At 64.2% G+C, this 17,199-nt stretch carries 17 protein-coding genes; 6 read left to right on the top strand and 11 right to left on the bottom strand.

All coding sequences use genetic code 11. The annotated features are described in order from the left end of the window. Positions 1-4: 4 nt before the first annotated feature. The gene (locus tag HGI47_RS20705) at positions 5-784 is read right to left on the bottom strand and encodes a 2-keto-4-pentenoate hydratase (RefSeq protein WP_158454026.1); all 780 of its coding nucleotides are present in this window, start codon (positions 782-784) and stop codon (positions 5-7) included. A gap of 132 nt (positions 785-916) precedes the next feature. On the opposite strand from HGI47_RS20705, the gene HGI47_RS20700 reads away from it, so the two are divergent. From HGI47_RS20700 to HGI47_RS20690, 3 genes are read left to right on the top strand one after another with little or no spacing between them, the layout of a single operon-like run. Beyond that, positions 917-1,321: a limonene-1,2-epoxide hydrolase family protein gene (locus HGI47_RS20700; RefSeq protein WP_158454025.1), complete on the top strand. Its 405-nt coding sequence runs from the start codon at positions 917-919 to the stop codon at positions 1,319-1,321. Positions 1,322-1,324: 3 nt separating this feature from the next. Next, positions 1,325-2,092 (top strand): SDR family oxidoreductase, encoded by a 768-nt coding sequence (locus HGI47_RS20695; protein ID WP_118074982.1) that lies wholly within the window; start codon positions 1,325-1,327, stop codon positions 2,090-2,092. Position 2,093: 1 nt separating this feature from the next. After that, a complete protein-coding gene (locus HGI47_RS20690) occupies positions 2,094-3,083 on the top strand; it encodes an amidohydrolase family protein (RefSeq protein ID WP_118074981.1) in 990 nt (329 codons plus the stop codon). Positions 3,084-3,102: 19 nt separating this feature from the next. On the opposite strand, the gene HGI47_RS20685 is transcribed toward HGI47_RS20690, so the two are convergent. Genes HGI47_RS20685 through HGI47_RS20660 form a run of 6 tightly spaced genes read right to left on the bottom strand, consistent with a single transcriptional unit; the run spans position 3,103 to position 9,179 of the window. Then, positions 3,103-3,855 (bottom strand): SDR family NAD(P)-dependent oxidoreductase, encoded by a 753-nt coding sequence (locus tag HGI47_RS20685; RefSeq protein WP_125956760.1) that lies wholly within the window; start codon positions 3,853-3,855, stop codon positions 3,103-3,105. 55 nt (positions 3,856-3,910) lie between these two features. Next, positions 3,911-4,663: a ThuA domain-containing protein gene (locus HGI47_RS20680; protein ID WP_118074979.1), complete on the bottom strand. Its 753-nt coding sequence runs from the start codon at positions 4,661-4,663 to the stop codon at positions 3,911-3,913. Further along, a complete protein-coding gene (locus HGI47_RS20675) occupies positions 4,656-5,408 on the bottom strand; it encodes an SDR family NAD(P)-dependent oxidoreductase (RefSeq protein WP_118074978.1) in 753 nt (250 codons plus the stop codon). Before HGI47_RS20675 ends, HGI47_RS20680 begins: the two co-directional genes overlap by 8 nt. Next, positions 5,405-6,616 carry a cytochrome P450 gene (locus HGI47_RS20670; RefSeq protein WP_125956756.1) on the bottom strand — a complete coding sequence of 404 codons (1,212 nt, stop codon included), beginning with the start codon at positions 6,614-6,616 and terminating at the stop codon, positions 5,405-5,407. Before HGI47_RS20670 ends, HGI47_RS20675 begins: the two co-directional genes overlap by 4 nt. Then, on the bottom strand, positions 6,616-7,836 hold the full coding sequence (locus tag HGI47_RS20665; RefSeq protein ID WP_162896227.1) for a cytochrome P450: 1,221 nt from the start codon (positions 7,834-7,836) through the stop codon (positions 6,616-6,618). The genes HGI47_RS20670 and HGI47_RS20665 overlap by 1 nt, the downstream gene beginning before the upstream one ends. Further along, complete coding sequence (locus HGI47_RS20660) at positions 7,833-9,179, bottom strand: amidohydrolase family protein (protein ID WP_168854665.1); 1,347 nt, start codon at positions 9,177-9,179, stop codon at positions 7,833-7,835. The genes HGI47_RS20665 and HGI47_RS20660 overlap by 4 nt, the downstream gene beginning before the upstream one ends. A gap of 176 nt (positions 9,180-9,355) precedes the next feature. Between HGI47_RS20660 and HGI47_RS20655 the strand changes: the two genes are divergently transcribed. The 3 genes from HGI47_RS20655 to HGI47_RS20645 are packed head-to-tail and all read left to right on the top strand — an operon-like array spanning position 9,356 to position 12,387. After that, a complete protein-coding gene (locus tag HGI47_RS20655) occupies positions 9,356-10,468 on the top strand; it encodes a 12-oxophytodienoate reductase (protein WP_118074974.1) in 1,113 nt (370 codons plus the stop codon). Positions 10,469-10,504: 36 nt separating this feature from the next. Continuing rightward, positions 10,505-11,158 carry a hypothetical protein gene (locus HGI47_RS20650; protein WP_118074973.1) on the top strand — a complete coding sequence of 218 codons (654 nt, stop codon included), beginning with the start codon at positions 10,505-10,507 and terminating at the stop codon, positions 11,156-11,158. Then, positions 11,158-12,387 (top strand): MFS transporter, encoded by a 1,230-nt coding sequence (locus tag HGI47_RS20645; protein WP_168905733.1) that lies wholly within the window; start codon positions 11,158-11,160, stop codon positions 12,385-12,387. Before HGI47_RS20650 ends, HGI47_RS20645 begins: the two co-directional genes overlap by 1 nt. A gap of 45 nt (positions 12,388-12,432) precedes the next feature. Here the strand turns inward: HGI47_RS20645 and HGI47_RS20640 are convergent, their stop codons facing one another. The 4 genes from HGI47_RS20640 to HGI47_RS20625 are packed head-to-tail and all read right to left on the bottom strand — an operon-like array spanning position 12,433 to position 16,671. Next, complete coding sequence (locus HGI47_RS20640) at positions 12,433-13,014, bottom strand: CoxG family protein (RefSeq protein WP_118074971.1); 582 nt, start codon at positions 13,012-13,014, stop codon at positions 12,433-12,435. A gap of 20 nt (positions 13,015-13,034) precedes the next feature. Further along, positions 13,035-13,829 carry a xanthine dehydrogenase family protein subunit M gene (locus HGI47_RS20635; protein WP_125956742.1) on the bottom strand — a complete coding sequence of 265 codons (795 nt, stop codon included), beginning with the start codon at positions 13,827-13,829 and terminating at the stop codon, positions 13,035-13,037. Then, entirely contained in the window at positions 13,829-16,201 is a 2,373-nt protein-coding gene (locus tag HGI47_RS20630) for a xanthine dehydrogenase family protein molybdopterin-binding subunit (RefSeq protein ID WP_168854664.1), read from the bottom strand. Before HGI47_RS20630 ends, HGI47_RS20635 begins: the two co-directional genes overlap by 1 nt. After that, a complete protein-coding gene (locus HGI47_RS20625) occupies positions 16,198-16,671 on the bottom strand; it encodes a (2Fe-2S)-binding protein (RefSeq protein WP_118074969.1) in 474 nt (157 codons plus the stop codon). Before HGI47_RS20625 ends, HGI47_RS20630 begins: the two co-directional genes overlap by 4 nt. Between the last annotated feature and the right edge of the window lie 528 nt (positions 16,672-17,199).

Here is a 17,199-nt window from a genome sequence, read left to right as displayed (position 1 = left end):
ATCATCATTCCGCCTGCAGGCTGACGGTGCCAAGGCCCTCCACCAGCAGTTCATATCGCCGCCCCGGCTTCAGGGGAACGGCAGGCCCCATCGCGCCGCACAGGACGATATCGCCCGGCTGCAGCGCGATGCCCAGTTCGCCGGATCGGCGCAGCAGCCAGCGCCACGCATTCAGGATCGAACCCAGGCAATCGCGCGGCGATCCGGCTGCAACCAGTTGTCCATCTTCCAGCAACTCGCTGCGCGCATCGACCAGATCGACTTGCGTTGCCTGCACCCGGTCGGCCCCCGGCATGACGCGCGCGCAGCAGGCGTTGTCGGCAGTGGCGTGCGTCACGTTCCCTGGCCATCCCACTATGCGGGAATCAGCGATTTCGAAGGCCGGACGAATGCTGGTTAGCGCGGCCAGAAGGATATCGTCACTGGCATTCCATTCCGGTGCATGGCCGATTTCCAGCAAGATCTCACCCTCGATCCGGGGGGCGATGAACGTGCCCGTTGCCACGGCAGCTCCGGGGGGAAGTACGGTATCGGCAAAGATCGTCCCGATCATTGGCTCCTGCGCGCCGAACAGGCGCATGGCGCCGGGAGATGTCAGGCCGATCTTGTGGCCGCATGGCATCCGGCCCGCAGTAATCGCCTGTGCATGCAGTTCTCGCTGGATGGCCAGCGCGTCGGCAATGTCCAGGTCTTTGCCGAACACGTCCTGCGGAACGGCACGGCCTTCCCGCTGCGCCTGCAGCAGAATGGAGGCCAGGCTTTCATGATCTGTCATCACCTGCATTGCACGATCTCTATGGCAGGGCGTCGGCGCCAAGGGAGGAAATGCGTCCAGAAATATATTAATTTCGATACTTCACAACTGCGGTGCGCCGTGTCAAGGGAAGCGGCCAGAAGAGAATTGGGAGAAGTCGACTTGGCTGACGACACGGACATGTCTCCGCTTGAATGCGTCCTGTCGTTCTGCAGCGCCTGGACCGGCCCGGATCTCGATCGGGTGATTGCGCACCTTGCGCCCGATATCACCTATCACAACATTCCGATGGAGCCACTGTCCGGCCTGGCCGCAGTCGAACGCTATCTGCGCGGCGTCGGGCCCTTGACCGATTCCGCTTGGGAAGTGCGCCATGCTGCAGCGAACGGCGATCATGTGCTGACAGAGCGGATTGACCGCATGACCATCGGCGGCGCACGGGTTGAACTGCCGCTTATGGGTGTGTTCCGCGTGCGCGACAATCTGATCTGCGAATGGCGCGATTACTTCGATCTGGCCAGCTATCGCGCGCAGATGGCGGCTCTCGGCACTCCGAAAGGGCATTGAAGCATGGATCTGGGGCTGAAGGACAGGACCGTTCTGGTCTGCGCGGGAAGCCAGGGGATAGGCCTTGCCACGGCGCGCGGATTTCATCACGAAGGCGCGCGCGTGGCCATTTGCGCGCGCGATCCGGATCAGCTTGCCCTGGCGGCAGCGCAGATGCCCGGCTGCCTGGCGCTTGTCGCAGACCTTGCCGATCCCGCGCAGATCACCGGGCTTGCCGATACGGTCGCGGCGCAGTTCGGGCCGGTCGATGTGCTGGTGAACAATGCCGGTGGCCCGCCGCCGGGGCTGTTCGATACGCTGGACGATGCGCGGTGGGAGGCGGCCACCAACCTCACGCTGATGTCCGCCGTGCGGATGACCCGCGCGGTACTCCCTGCGATGCGGGCGCGGCGCTGGGGGCGGATCGTCAACATATCGTCGTTCGGGGTCAAGCAGCCGGTCCCCAATCTCACGCTGTCGAACAGCCTGCGCATGGCGGTGCTGGGCTGGGCGAAGACATTGTCGCAGCAGGTCGCTGCGGACAATGTGCTGGTCAACACGGTTTGCCCTGGGTGGACACGCACCGGACGGGTCGAGAAGCTGCTGGGGCCGGGCGACGCTGATGGCCCCAGCGCGGCAGAGGCCGCAATCCTTGCCGATATCCCGCTAGGCCGGTTCGCCGAAGCCGAAGAGATCGCCAGTCTCGCTGTTTTCCTTGGCTCGGAAGTTGCAAGCTACATGACCGGAACCGCGATCGCGGTCGATGGCGGCGTCGCGAAGGGATATGCCTGAAATGAGCCTTGCAAGCGCCCGCGTGATCGACATCCACGCCCACGCGGTGATCGAGGAGACCTTTGGCAGCGCCGGTCACTTCGGTCCCGAACTGACCGAAGAGGATGGCGTGCCGGTGTTCCGCATCGGTGACTACAGGTTGCGCGGCGTGCGCTATCGCGGCAGCGCCTTCATGGACCCGGATGTGCGGGTCGCGGCGATGGATCGCATCGGGATCGACTGGCAGTTGCTCTCGCCCAATCCGCTGACCTACTTCCACTACATTCCGGCAGCGGAAGCGATTGCCTTCTGCCGCAGGCACAATGATGCACTCGCAGCGCAGGTTGCCCGCTATCCCGACCGTCTCGGCGCGTCGGCGGCCCTGCCGATGCAGGATGTCGATGCGGCGATTGCCGAGTTGCGCCGCGCGGTAAGCGAACTGGGCTTTCGCGCCGCCTACATCGGCACGGACATGCCGCAGAGCCTGTGCGATCCGGTGATGGACCGGTTCTACGAGGCGGTCGTCGCCCTCGACGTGCCGCTGTTCATCCACCCGGCCTCTGCCGGGATCGATGGCCCGGCCGGCCCTGCGGCATTCGGCAGGTTCGAACTGGACATCACCGTCGGGTTTGCGATGCAGGAAACGACCGCGCTTGCCACGCTCCTGTTCGGCGGCGTGCTCGATCGCCATCCCGTGCTCGATATCTGCATCAGCCACGGCGGCGGGGCACTGGCGCTGGTGTGGGGGCGCCTGCGCCATGCTGCGCACAAGCGCCAGTGGGTGCCGGAAAGCCTGCGTGACGAAGGCCGCTTCGAAGCAGCCCTCCAGCGCATCTGGTATGATGTGCACATGCACGATGACCTCTCGCTCGATCTCCTGATTCAGCGGGTTGGCCGCGATCGGCTGGTCTATGGCACCAATTTCGCCGGCTGGGACGCGCCGCAGCACGCCGATACGCATGGCATGGAGCAGTTGCTGGCCGACAACGCGAGGCGCCTGCTGCGCGCCTGAGCCTTGCCGGAAGTCCGGGTCAGCCTTTCGAAACGCCGAGCCCGAGGCCGCCATCAACGTCGAGGATCGCGCCGGTAACCCACCCGGCGCACAGCAGATACTCGGCTGCCTCGGCAACATCGACACCTTCGCCCAGCCGGTCGAGCGCCTGAAGCGCCGGCAGTTCGCGATAGCGGCTGGCCGCTTCCTCCTCGGTCAGCAGACCCGCCCGCACGTTGATCTCGGTCAGCACGCTGCCTGGCACGATGCAGTTCACCCGCACTCCCTTGCTGCCCACTTCGGCGGCAAGAACCTGGGTCAGACCCTGCACGGCGGCTTTGGTCGCGGCATAGGGCGATGCACCCGGAAAGGCGCGGCGGGTATGGCTGGAGCCGAAAAAGAGGATTGATCCCTTGCTAGCCTCCAGATGCGGCATCGCCAGCGACGAGAGCATCATCGCGCCGATGACGTTTGTCTGGAACACGGCTGTCAGCCGTTGCTCGTCCATCTCCGCAAGCGCCGTTCGATACATGTTGCCCGCATTGTTCACGAGCGCATCAAGCCCTCCGCCGTGTGCAACCGCACCTGCGATCATGGCCTCCCGGTCTGCCGCATCGGCAACATCGCCAACCACGCCCGCACAGCCGATCTCGTCACACAGCGCGGCGATCTTGTTGGCCCGCCGACCGCTCACGGTGACCTTTGCACCGCGAAGCGTGAACAGGCGTGCCATGGCAGCCCCCAGTCCCGAACCTCCACCGGTGACGAGAATGCTTTTTCCTGCGAGTGTCATATGGCTTCTCTCCCGTTGGATCTGCAATTGCGGCGATCGGCCCGCCTGGCGGGGATCATTGCCCGGACAGCCAGGCCAGCATCGCCTTGAGGATGGTGACATGTCCCGGAGCGGTCAGCGAACGGGCATCATGCCCAAGCGCGTCGACCACGATCCGGCCCGCTCCCTGTCGCCGACGCCAGATCACGGGCTGAGGCTCCTGACCGGCTTCGGCCAGCGCAACGATCTCGCAGTCTGTGGCCGGATCGAGGTTGTGGTAAGCCTCGTCGATAACATCGAACTGCGCCATATCCGGCCCGGCGGCGTCAGGTCCAGCGGCGTCAGGTCCTGCGGCCAGGGCGAGGACGACTCTCACCGTAAATTTCCCCAGCGGTGGGTGGTGCGAGTGGTCCCATGTCCAGCCTCCGCCAAGCAAGGTGCGCCAGCCGGGCTGGTTGTCCCAGCATATGACGGCCGTATGCATCGCCAGAAGCCCACCGCCATCGTCAACATGGCCGGAGATTGCGGCGAACTCGTCGTCGCTCAACGCGCCGCCCCACGTGGGGCGGTCTGCCGCGAAGCGATCAGCCTGGGTCATCGACCAGCGCAGCGCGTTGACGGCCAGAATATCCTGCCCCCGCCGCAACTTTGCCAGGGCCTCTGACAGATCGGCGCAGATTGCCACTTCGAGCCCCACCCGGCGCGCGATGGCCAGCAGGGCCGCTGTCGATTCCACGAAGGGATGCTTGTAACCGCCACTGTAGATGACCAGCCGCAGCCGGCCGACGCCTGCTTCGGCCCCGTTTGCCACAATTTCGCTGTCAGCCATTGGTGCGGGGCAGGTTCTTCAGCACGGCATGGGTTACGCCGCCATCCACGACCAGATCGTGACCGTTGATATAGCCGCCTTCGGCACTGTCGAGAAAACAGACGGCATTGGCGATGTCTTCCGGCAGCCCCAGACGGCCCAGCGGCACACCGGCTGAGCGCACTGCGCGCACCGCCGGGTCGGCATAGATCGGAGTCGACATGCCGCCGTCGATGAAGCCCGGCGCGATGCTGTTGAACCGCAGGCCCTGTGGTCCATATTCCATCGCGAACTGTCGCATCAATTGCAGCACCGCGCTCTTGGTTGCCGGATAGGCACCCGATCCGGGACCGGGACCATAGGCATTGATCGATGTCAGCGATACGACATGGCCCGAACCGCGCGGCAGCATGCGCCGCACGGCTTCGCTGGTCACGGCAAAAACGCCCATCAGGTTGACTTCGACAACGCGCCGGAAATCCGCGATCGCGATATCGGCCAAGGGGCCGAAGCGCACGATGCCGGCATTGTTGACGACGAGGTCCGGCGCGGCTCCCAGCGCATCGAACAGTGATGTGACGGCATCGCCATCGGACACGTCGCAATGATGGGCTGTCACATGCTGCGAAGCAGCAGACGGACCGAAATCGTGCACGGCCTGCGCATTGGCATCGGCCACGGCAACCCTGTACCCCTTGCCGAGCAGCGCATTGGCGATTGCTGCGCCGATTCCGGCCGCCCCGCCGGTTACCAGTGCGAACTTCATTTCGTGCCTTTCACGGTAAAGCGAACGGGAAACCGGCCCCAGTTCTGTCTGAGCGTGGCCGTGTCCCGCTCCGGCGGGTCGCTTTCGATCGTGCGTGCGCCGTGGCGCAGCAATTCGATCACGATCAGCGCCACGATGCCCAGTTGCGCCTGCGCGGGATCGGAGCCAGGCTTGGCAACCACCCCCCCATCCAGTTCGCGGCCAAGGCAGGTATGCAGGCCTATGCCGAAGGCCAGGCCAGAGCGCAGCACGGTTGCAGGCAATTCGCGGTCCGGGTCGAACAGATCGGCGGTTTCGCCGAAGATCGACCGGTCGCGATTGGCAAGGAACAGGTCCAGTTCGATCCGTTCACGCTGCGCTACCTCGCCTGCTCCGGGAACATGCATGGGGCAGGTGGCCGTGCGCCATGCTTCCGGGCTGGCGGGATGAAGCCGCAGCGATTCATGCACGCAGCGCTGCACGAAAATCGGATCTTCCAGCCTGGCCCAGCGTGCCGCGTCATCGCGCGCCCATTCAAGGATTTCCCACAGGGCGTGGACCACCGAGTTGGCGGTCGAATGGGCGCCCGCCTGCATGTAGAAGGCGATCTCGCGCAGCAATTGCTCTTCGCCAAGGTTCAGTTCGTCATTCCCGGCCACCAGCGTCATCAGCACGTCGCGCGGCAGATCGGCGTCGGTGATCCTGTCGGCCCTGCGCTCCTCCAGCAGTGCGCGCCGCCGTCCGAGCGAAGGCAGAAAATAGCTCTCGCGGAAATCGGCTAGCACGGCCAGCACTTCGGCGTTCAGTTCGGCGTGATCGCGGGTGCTGTGCACCATGGTCGCGCCTTCGCTGAGCTTCTTGGTGATCGCGATCAGATGCTCGCTTTCCTCCGCCGTTCGCGCCGGACGATCGATCCCGGCGAAGTCGGACGTGAGGTTTACCGTCAAGCGGTAGCCAAGCTTGAGCAGGTCGCCGCCGCCAGCCTCTACGAAAGGCGCGATCGTTTCCGCCAGAGTGCGCGGGAAAACCTCCTTTTCGTAGTAGTTGAAGAAGTTGCGCCGGAAAACGCGCACTTCGACAGTTCGCCGGGCGTTGTGCTCCTCGCCATGCAAGGTCAGCAGCACTTCATCCATGACGACCTTTCCGGCGTCATAGAGGGCCTGCTTGAGATCGCGATTCCGCAGTGCGGCCTCACATTCCCGGAACGCGGTTATGCGGTGACCGTCCATCAGATTATCGCCCGCGTCTTGTCGAAAAGGACAGGGTAGGTCGCCCACGAAATGCGGGTGATGCCACCGTCGAGTTCCGCAGGCGAATCCGGATCGGCCCTTACGCCGCTTTGCAGCAAGGCGCGCACGATCAGCGGCACCGTACCGAACTGGTGGTCGTCCGGGTCGGTGCCCGGTCTCGGTTCGACCCCGATCGCGAGGTTGCGGCCAAGGCAGGCATGCGCGCCGACCCCCATCGAGATGCCGTGCGCAAAGGCCGAGCCATTGATGACGCGGTGCGGATTGAATTGGTCCGCATCCACGCCAAAGATTTCAGTTTCCCGGTTGGCCGAGCGCAGATTGACGACGATAGTGTCTCCTGCCTGCGCCTCTTCGCCACTGGCCAGTGTGAACGGGCAGGTGGTGCGGCGCTTGGCGACCGGGCTCGATGGATGCAGCCTCAGGCTTTCGAACACGCATTGCTGCACGAAGAAGGGATCGTCGCGCAGGCGCGCGACATCTTCAGGATGGGCTGCGATCCATTGCAGAATTTCGTGAATGGCATGGGTCAGCGAATGAATCGTCGTGTGGGCACCGGCCATGGTGAAGAAGATGCCTTCCTGCAGAAACTCGTGCTCGGTCATGCCCAGCGTGCTTTCCCCCGAGACCAGCGCCATGAGAACATCGCGCGGGAGCGCATCGGCAGGCAGTTCCCTGGCATCCACTCTTGCCTTGAGGGCACGCCTGCGCTCCAGCGAGGGATAGAGGAACCGCTGGTTGAACTGCGCCATTGCAGCCTCGATCCGCGCGCGCTTGGCCGGGCGATCCTCTGGCGGAGACTGGCCCAGCGCCGGCGCAAGGCTGAACTCCTTGAGCAAGCGTAGGAGTTCGGCGGTTTCCTCGGGCGAGCGTTCAGTGCGGTCGATCCCGGTGAAATCGACCGTCAGGTTCATCATGATTCGATAGCCGATATCGACCAGATCACCGCGCCCTGCCGCCAGGAAGGGAGACAGGGTCTCCTCGAGCGTAATCGGCAGCACGTTGCGCTCGTATTCAACGAAGATGTTCTTGCGGAACACCGTCGCCTCCACATTGCGCCGCACGCGATGCTCGGTGCCATGGAGATTGACGAGACTGCGGTCCATCATCAGCGCGGCTTCGTCATAAAGCGCCTGGCGCAGGTCGTTCTGGCGCAAGGTGCGCGAGCAGGCCTCGAATGTGGAGATAACATGTTCGGTCATTGCTTGGGGCTCCACAGGCCGGCGGCCAGCCGGGTCGCAGGTCGGGTCGAATAGTTGGAAACCCGCCACGATGGCGGATCGCGGCGGGGGGCAAGCGGGGTTTCGACATCGATCGACCTGCCGCCCTGGAAGACGTGGCGAATGGCCCCTTCGCGCCCGAGCAGCGTGACATCGGATGCCACGTCGCCTTCGACCACGATGATGTCGGCGTCCTTGCCCGGCTCAAGGCTGCCGGTGCAGTCATCGAGTTTGAGCGCGCGCGCGCCTTCGAGCGTTGCGCAGGACAGGGCCTGAAGCGGGGTCAGGCCCAGGTTTTCAACGAGGATCTGCAACTCGCGCCAGTGCCATTCGCCATAGGGCGTGATCGAGAAACCGCTCTCGGTGCCGCAGACGATCGGCACGCCGCCATCATAGGCATGGCGCAACTGCCTGCTGCTTGCCTCGATCTCCCTCGCAAACAGGTCCTGTAGGTAGGGGCTGGCGCCGATCCGCGCGCCATGATCGGCCAGCACGGCCTGAAACGTCAGCGTGGGCACGATCGGCACGCGCGCATCGCATACGGCCCGCAGCGCGGCATCGTCCATGTAGGTTGCGTGCAGGATCATGTCGAAGCCGGCGATGGCGGCATCATGCGTGCTGGCAGCGTTGCGGCAATGGCCCACAATGGGCAGGCCCACTTCGTGCGCGGTGTCGGCTGCCAGCTTCAGTTCGTCCAGTGTCCAGACCTGGATCTCGCCCTCCTGCCGCTGCCGCGGGATCAAGCCGGTGACGTGAATCTTGATCCAGTCCGCCCCGCGTTTGGCCTGCCGCCGGATTTCGGTGACAATCTCGTCGCGCGTCCGCGTCACCTTCAGGTAGCCGATGCTGCCTTCATCGGGCACGAGCAGCCCGGCGGTGCCGCCAACCGAGGTGAACAGGGCATTCCCGCCGCAGCGCATGCGCGGCCCTTCGGTAACGCCGCACTCGATGGCATCGCGCAGATCGAGCGAAACGTCGAAAATCGTGTCCGCATCGAACATGGTCGTGACGCCCGCGCGCAGGACCTTGCGCGCATTGTAGGCGGCAATGATCGCGGCCAGACCTTCGCGGCGATGGAAGAACAGTTCATCGTTGCTGAACGGCTCATCGAAGCTGATATGGCAATGCGCATCGACCAGGCCCGGCATGACGGTCGCACCGCGCGCATCGATGCGTGCAACGGGCTGCCCTTCGCACAGGCGAAGAGCCTCCTCTCCTGTCGCGATGATCTTCGTGTCGAACAGGATCGGTGCCATGCCTGCCGCACTGCCCGTTCCATCAAAGACCTGTCCGTTCTCTATTAGCGTCCGATTCGTTTTCTGCACCGTGTCTGTGCCTCTCCCTGCTCCCGGCAGGTTGTTTATATCGATATCGATAGAAATGCAACATCGATCCGGGGGCGCTGAAATGCGGCGTTTGATACCGTCAAGCCTCGGCTGAATTGCAAATGATCGCGCAAGGGCATTGTATGTAAATCGATATCGATATAATTCGTAGCGCCATGCAAGCGAGCAGACTCCTTTCGCCCATCGATCTGAACCGGCGCAGCCTGTCCAATCGCATCGCCATGGCACCGATGACGCGGGAAAAGGCCGTCGCGGGCCTGCCCTGCGCAGCCACCCTGCCATACTATGCGAGGCGCGCCGCCGGTGGAGTGGGCCTGATTATCACCGAAGGTGTCGCGGTCGATGTTCCCGGCAGCTTCGGATCGACCGTGCCACGTTTTTATGGAGAAGGCGTCGTGCCGGCATGGCGCCCCATCGTTGATGCTGTACATGAACATGGCACCGCCATCCTGGCGCAGCTCTGGCATGTCGGGGCATTCTGCCCCAGCCTGATCGGCATGACCGCATCCCTGCCCGAACAGGTCGAGCGGGTTAGCCCCTCCGGCCTTGCGGCGCCGGAAATGCCCTTTGGCCGCGAAATGACAATGGCGGATATCGACGCGACGATCGCCGCCTTCGTTTCGGCGGCGCAGACGGCTGATGCTGCGGGCTTCGATGGCGTCGAAATTCACGCCGCCCATGGCTATCTGGTCGACCAGTTCTTCTGGGAAGGCACGAACAAGCGTTCGGATCGATATGGCGGCTCGCCCGAGGCGCGGCTGACATTTGCCATCGAACTCATCCGCGCAATACGCGCCGCCACGCCACCCGGCTTCATCATTTCCCTGCGGATTTCGCAATGGAAGCAGCTCGATTACGGTGCGCGCATGGTCACGTCGCCCGCCATGCTCGCCCGGATGGTCGAACCGCTCGCGCTTGCAGGAACCGATGTCTATCACTGTTCAACCCGCCGCTTCTGGGAACCCGAATTCGAAGGTGATCGACGCAGCCTTTCCGGCTGGGTCAGGGCGCTGTCGGGCAAACCGACGATCGCGGTCGGTTCGGTCACTCTCGATACGGACTTCAAGGAACCGGACGGCAAAGTCCGCGCCAACCTCTCGCTGGATCACATCGCCCTGCTGGAACAGGGCCTGGAGGCCGGCGACTGGGATCTGGTGGCGATTGGCCGGGGCCTGATCGCCAATCCCGACTGGGTGGACCTGGTCCGCGCCGGACGCGCCGAAGAGTTGCGCAAGTTCAGCAAGGACATGCTGGACGAGCTTGTCTGACCGGTTCCAATCCCTCGATTTCTGGCGGGGCCTGACATGAAGATCATTGCACTTGTCCGCTTTGCCGATGGCGCCCCGGTCGATTGGGCCGGGCTGGCTGCGGCGACCACGGGCGGCGGGCAGCCGCCGCGGCTGTTGCGCGTGATCGAATCGCCCGTGGGCAGCGCCTACCGGCCACCGTCCGATCCCGACCCGATGAGCAACAGCGCTCTTTACGATGCCGCGGCGATCTGGGACGATGCCGCGGGCGTTCCCGATTTCACTGCGGTTTCCGGCGCAGACTGCCTGCATGCCTGGCAGGTGGAGCCGACCGAGCGGTTCCGCCGCGCGCGTCAGGGGGAGGAGGACGAGGCGATCACATTGCTGGGACGCCTGATGTTCCATGCCGATCTGCCCGATCCGGCCGCGAAGCGGTGCTGGGCACACCACGCCGCCCTGGCCGAGAAAGTGCACGTCGGTGCCTCGCGCTATATCCAGAACTGGATCACCCGTGCGATCACGCCCGATTGTCCCCCGGCGCGCGGCCTGCCGGAACTGCGCTTTCCCGATCGCAAGGCCCTGATCGAAGGCTTTTTCGACAGCGATCGCGGGAGGGACGAGGTGGTGCATGACACATCTCATTTTGTCGCTTCGGGACCGCGCCTGTTCCTTGCTACACCGACATTGCGCGAATGGAGCGGCGAGGCGTGATGCGTGAAGGCACGGTCGGCGCGGAACTGCGCGCTGGCTGGCTTGTCCTTGTGGCCTGTGCGGTGGGAGTGGGCAGCAGCGCGGTGGCGCTGCCGTTCTATTCGATCGGACCACTGACGAAGCCGATCGAGACCGCCATGGGCTGGACCCGATCCGACATTCAGCTGGCCATCCTGTTCAGTTCCGGGATCGGAGCGCTGACATCGCCGGTCGTTGGCTGGCTCATCGGGCGCTTCGGTCCTCGCAGGGTTGCGATCCCTTCGCTGGTAGGGGTATCCACCGGGCTGACTATAGCCTCGATGGCGGACAGCCTGGGGCAATTCTGGGCAGGATATGCGCTGGCGGCCATTCTCGGAGCCGGTTCGAATCCGGTGTTGTGGTCGCGAGTCATCGCAGCCACGTTCGATCGCGCGCGCGGTGCGGCGCTGGGCCTTGCCCTGGTTGGAACGGCGCTTGTCGCGTTGTTGCTGCCAATCCTTATCGCCAACGCAGTCCCGGAACTGGGATGGGCCGGGGCGCTGCGCCTGGTAGCGGCCATTCCGGTGATCGTGGCCTTGCCCGTCGTCTGGCTGTTCCTGCCGCGCGGGCAGGCCGGACATTCATACCATCCCGCAAAGGAGCAATCCGGGTTTGACGTGCGCGAGGCGCTGACCGACCGGAGGTTCTGGTTTCTGACCGCTTCGATCCTGTGCGGCTATCTTGCCATTTCCGGGGTCAGCCCGAACCTGGTGCCCGCCCTGTCCGATCGCGGCTTCGATGCTGCCGATGCAGCCAGCATCGCCAGCTTCTTTGCCGTGGGGATGATTCCCGGCAGAATTGCGTCAGGCTTTCTGATGGACCGGTTCTGGGCTCCGATGGTGGCCTGTGGTGCCCTGATCTTGCCCGCGTTCGCCTGCCTCGTGCTCAATGGATCGGACAATCCGGCCATTCTGGCAGGGGCCTGCATGATGCTGGGCATCGCAGCGGGGGCCGAGCTCGATATTCTGGCCTTCCTGACCGTGCGCTACTTCGGGCTGCGCCGTTATCCGCAGATCTATTCGTTTAGTTATGCCGCGCTGGCGATCGGCAGTGCCACGGCACCGACGATGTTTTCCCGAATTTTCGAGCGGACCGCCAGCTATGAGGCAAGCTTCGGGATTGCCGCCGTGCTGTTCCTCGCCGGGGCCATGCTGGTTGTCCTGCTCGGCCCCTATCCCGATCACGGCCCTGACAGCCGCGCGGCAGCCTGATCTGCGAGGGCCAGCCAGGGCGGGGCAGAATTGGTGGAATCCGCTTTAGCGCAGCAGAATGATCGCCAGCGCCACGATCACTGCTGCGATCAGGGACGGCACAAGCAACGATCGCTGCGACGAAGGCTGACCGGTCGGCGCTGGTGGCGATACTGGCGGTTCGGCAGGTGCGCCGACCGCCGGTTCCATGGCAGAGACAGCGGCGGCGAACTTGCCAAAGAAATCATCGGCCATCGATTTTGCCGTGCCTTCCACCAGCCGTGCGCCCATCTGCGCCAGCCTTCCGCCGATCTGCGTGTCGGCAACGTATGTCAATTCCGTGCCACCATCGCGCGAGGCCAGCGTGACAAGCGCACCGCCCTTGGCAAATCCGGCAACGCCGCCCTGGCCTTCGAACTGCATGCGGCACGAATGCGGCGCATCTATTTCCGTCTGGCGCATGGTTCCCGAAAAACGCGCGCTGACAGGGCCGATCTTTGCAGCGACCTTGCCGGAAAACGCGGTTTCCCCGGTCTTTTCGAGCGATTCGCAACCCTTGAGGCACGCCTTCAGCACCTCGGGGTCGTTCAGCGCCTTCCATGCGGTATCCGGTGAGCAAGGCAGGAGATAGGATCCGGTGATTTCCATGATGCAGTCAGTCCGAAAAGTCAGGTTATGGCCGAGATGGCTTGGCGCACGGTGACGGCGGCAATGTGGCGCCGGTATTCGGCCGAGCCGTGAAGATCGCCGGTGAAGTTGCCGATATCCAGCCGTTCTTCAGCGATGGCGGAGACGCTGCCGCCGCTGTCGAGGTGCTGTTCCGCCTCTTGCCAGCGAAACACGCCGTTGCCCCCCCCGGTGATGGCGATGCGATAGCCGCCGGGCAGGCGCGCGGCAAACACCCCAACCAGCGCGAAGCGGGACGCGGGATTGCGGAACTTGATATATCTTGCCTTGTCGCACGCCGGGAGGCGGATGCTCCTGACAATCTCTCCGGGTTCGAGAGCGGTGCTGAACATGCCGGTGAAGAAGTCCTGCGCGGCAAGCGTGCGCTGGCTGGTAGTGATGCTGGCCCCCAGCGCCAGCAGCGCACTGGGATAGCAAGCTGCGGGATCGTTGTTGGCAATGGAGCCGCCGATGGTCCCGCGATGGCGGATCTGTGCATCGCCGATCCCGCCTGCCAGCCCGGCCAGCGCGGGCAGCACAGAGCGTACCGCGCTGCTGGTCGACACATCGTGATGGGTCGTCGCCGCGCCGATCTCAATGCCATCGCCGGCAGGCGTGATCCCGGCGAGTTCGTGCAGCCGCGCAAGATCGACCAGCCGGGTCGGCATCGCAAGACGCGCACGCAGCACCGGCATCAGGGTCTGCCCGCCCGAAAGCGCCTGGGCACCATCATCCTGCGCCAGCATCGCCAGGGCATCGGTCAGCGATTGCGGACGGACATAGGCAAGTTCGTACATCAGGCCATCTCCGACCGTTGCCGGCAAATCCGCCAGATCTTTTCGGGCGAGGCGGGCATGTCCATGTGAGCGATGCCGAGCGCATCGCACACGGCATTGATGACTGCGGGCGGAGAACCGATTGCCCCCGCTTCGCCGCACCCTTTCATGCCCAGCGGATTTACCGGCGTGGGCGAGGGCCAGAAGGTGAGTCCGAACTCCGGCAGACTGTCGGCGCGTGGCATGCCGTAGTCCATGTAGGATGCGGTCAGCAACTGGGCGGTTTCGGGATCATAGACCGCATTTTCCCACAGTGCCTGGCCAATGCCCTGCGTGACCCCGCCGTGGACTTGTCCCTCCACGATCATCGGGTTGGCGACGGTACCGAAATCGTCAGCCGCGTTGAACGCCACCACTTCGGTCACGCCGGTTTCGGGGTCGATCTCCACCTCGCAGACATGAACCCCGGCCGGATAGGTGAAGTTGGGCGGATCGAAGAAGGTGGTGGCGACAAGGCCGGGTTCGATCCGGTCGGTCGGGAAGCTGGCTGCAGCATGTGCGGCATGGGCCATCTCGGCAAAGGCGACGGTCTGGTTGGTGGCCGCGCTCGAATAGATGCCGTCCTCGAAATCGACCTGATCCGGCTCTACCCCGAGCATGCAGGCGACGATCTCGCGCCCCTTGCTGATGATCTTGTCGCACGATCGCGCCGCCGCCGACAGGCCGACAGACGCTCTTGACCCATAGGTTCCGGTGCCGGCCTGGATGCGATCGGTATCGCCCTGGATCACCGTGATGCGATCCATCGGGATGCCGAAGCGTTCGGAAACGAGCTGGGCATAGACCGTCTGGTGGCCCTGTCCGTGGTTGTGCGCGCCGGTGAGCACTTCCACCGAACCTGCCGGTTGCACCCGGATTTCGCACGATTCCCACATTGAGCCCGCGCCGCCCAGGCTGGCGAGCAATCGGGACGGGCCGATGCCGCAGGCCTCGACATAGGCCGAAAGGCCTATGCCGCGCAGTTTCCCGCGCGCTCGCGCCTCTGCCCGGCGGCTTTCGAAACCGGCATAGTCGGCAAGCCGCAACGCCGCATCAAGGCAGCCTTCGTAATCGCCGCTGTCATAGCAATAGACCAGCGGCGTCTGGTGCGGGAAGGTGCGAATGAAATTGCGCCGCCGGATCTCGGCCTGATCGACGCCGATCTCCTGCGCAGCCAGATTCGCCAGCCGTTCGATCAGATAGGCAGCCTCCGGCCGTCCGGCACCGCGGTAGGCATCGACCGGGCAGGTATTGGTGTAGATACCCTCGACCAGCGCGTGCGCCGCCGGGATGTTGTACTGCCCGGTCAGCATCGTGGCATACATGTAGGAAACGACGAGCGCGTTCGATGTCGAGACGTAGGCTCCGAAATTCGCCAGCGTGTGAACCCTGATCGCCAGGAAATGGCCCTGATCGTCCAGCGCCAGTTCGGCCGTGGTGATGTGGTCGCGCCCGTGGGCATCGGTGAGAAAGGATTCGGTGCGTTCCGCAGTCCATTTCACCGGCCTGCCAACGGCGCGCGCAGCGAAGGCGACGGCAAGTTCTTCGGGATAGGCGGGGGCCTTCGATCCGAAACCGCCGCCGACATCCGGAGAGACGACGCGGAGATGGTTCTCGCTTTCCAGGCCGAGCAGCATCATGAACATCACCCGCATCCCGATCGGATTCTGGTGCGTCAGATGGATCGTCATCGAACGGTCGAAGGTGCGCCACTCGGCGTTTATGGCGCGCGGTTCCATCGCATTGGGGACGAGCCGGTTGTTGCGCAGTTCGATGCCGACCTTGTGCGAGGCGCGGGCGAAAGCGGCATCTACCTGCGCGGCATCGCCGATGCCCCAGGTGAAGGCCCGGTTCTGCGGAATGTCGGCATGAAGCTGCGGCGCGTCAGGAGCGATGGCGGCGCGCAGGTCTACGACCGTCGGCAACTCCTCATAGTTGACGAAGACGGCATCGGCGGCGTCACGGGCCTGGTTGCGCGTTTCGGCGATGACCAGCGCCACCGGCTCACCCACAAAGCGGACGGCATCAGTGGCCAGCGCGCGATGAACCGCCACCCTCGCAGGAGTGCCATCGACGGAATCGAGATTCCAGCCGCAGGGTAGGGGCGCGAGACCGGCATCGACCAGATCCTGTCCGGTCAATATGCGCACGACACCCGGCATTTGCGCCGCAGACGATGTGTCGATCGACGCGATGCGGGCATGGGCGTGGGCTGACCGCACGAAGGCCGCGTAAGTCTGCCCCGGCAGCAGAAGATCGTCCACGTAGCGCCCGTTGCCGGTTATCAGCCGGGAATCCTCGACACGCTTTACCGATTGCCCGAACTTCGCGGTGGTAGAAGGTGCGACGTTCATGCCAGTCCCTCCATCGCGGCGGCACCGGCAATCACCGCCTTGACGATGTTGTGATACCCGGTGCAGCGGCACAGGTTGCCTTCAAGCTCCGCACGGACGGTGGCATCGTCCGGCCGGGGATGGCGGCGGGCGATATCGACCGCCATCATGATCATGCCCGGCGTGCAGAAGCCGCATTGCAGCCCGTGATGTTCGCGGAACGCCGCCTGCATCGGATGGAGGTCGGCACCCTTTGCCAGCCCTTCGATCGTGCGTATTTCACTGTCGACCGCCTGCGCGGCCAGAACGGTGCAGCTCTTCACGGCGCGCCCATCGATGTGGACCGTGCATGCACCGCACTGGCTCGTATCGCAGCCGATGTGCGCACCGGTAAGCCGCAGAGTGTCGCGCAGGGCGTGGACCAGCAGCGTGCGGTCCTCGACATCGATCGCGTGGGAAGCGCCGTTCACATTGAGAGTGATGGCTGTCATCGGATGCCCCCTGTGGCACAGGCAGCGGTGTGCTTGGCCGGCTTGCGATAATGTGCGGTTGTCTGTGCCTTGCCTAGCGTGGCAAGCCCGGTCACTGCGGTATCCACCATGCCAATCCTCACCCATTCATCCGCCATTTGCCATGGCGAGTATCCGTTCCGCAGGCCTGATCTGAGATCGCTTCTGGCGTCTCGCGCATCACGCGCCGGTCACGGAGATATATTGATATCGAAATATAACCGGGCGGCAAGTCCTTTTGACCTGATCTGCTGCCCTGCCGTTCCTCGCATGCGAACCGTGGCATATCAGGGACGGTGGCCACCCGGCCAGCCAAGCCTTCTCGCACCATCCCGTTGGACATGACCGGAATCGCAACGGATTACCCGCCAGGACGGCGCATGCGATGAGACCAAGCACCGGGGGCGATTGCTAGGCTCAGGACCCATTGATTGGCTGAGGGGGATGTGATTCAGGCTCCGCGAGGAGACTGAGCATGAGCGACCTGTACTGGCTGACGGACGAGCAGAT

Source organism: Novosphingobium sp. ERN07, from assembly GCF_012641335.1.
Taxonomy (GTDB): Bacteria; Pseudomonadota; Alphaproteobacteria; order Sphingomonadales; family Sphingomonadaceae; genus Novosphingobium.
This window is presented reverse-complemented; position numbering and strand designations above follow the sequence as displayed.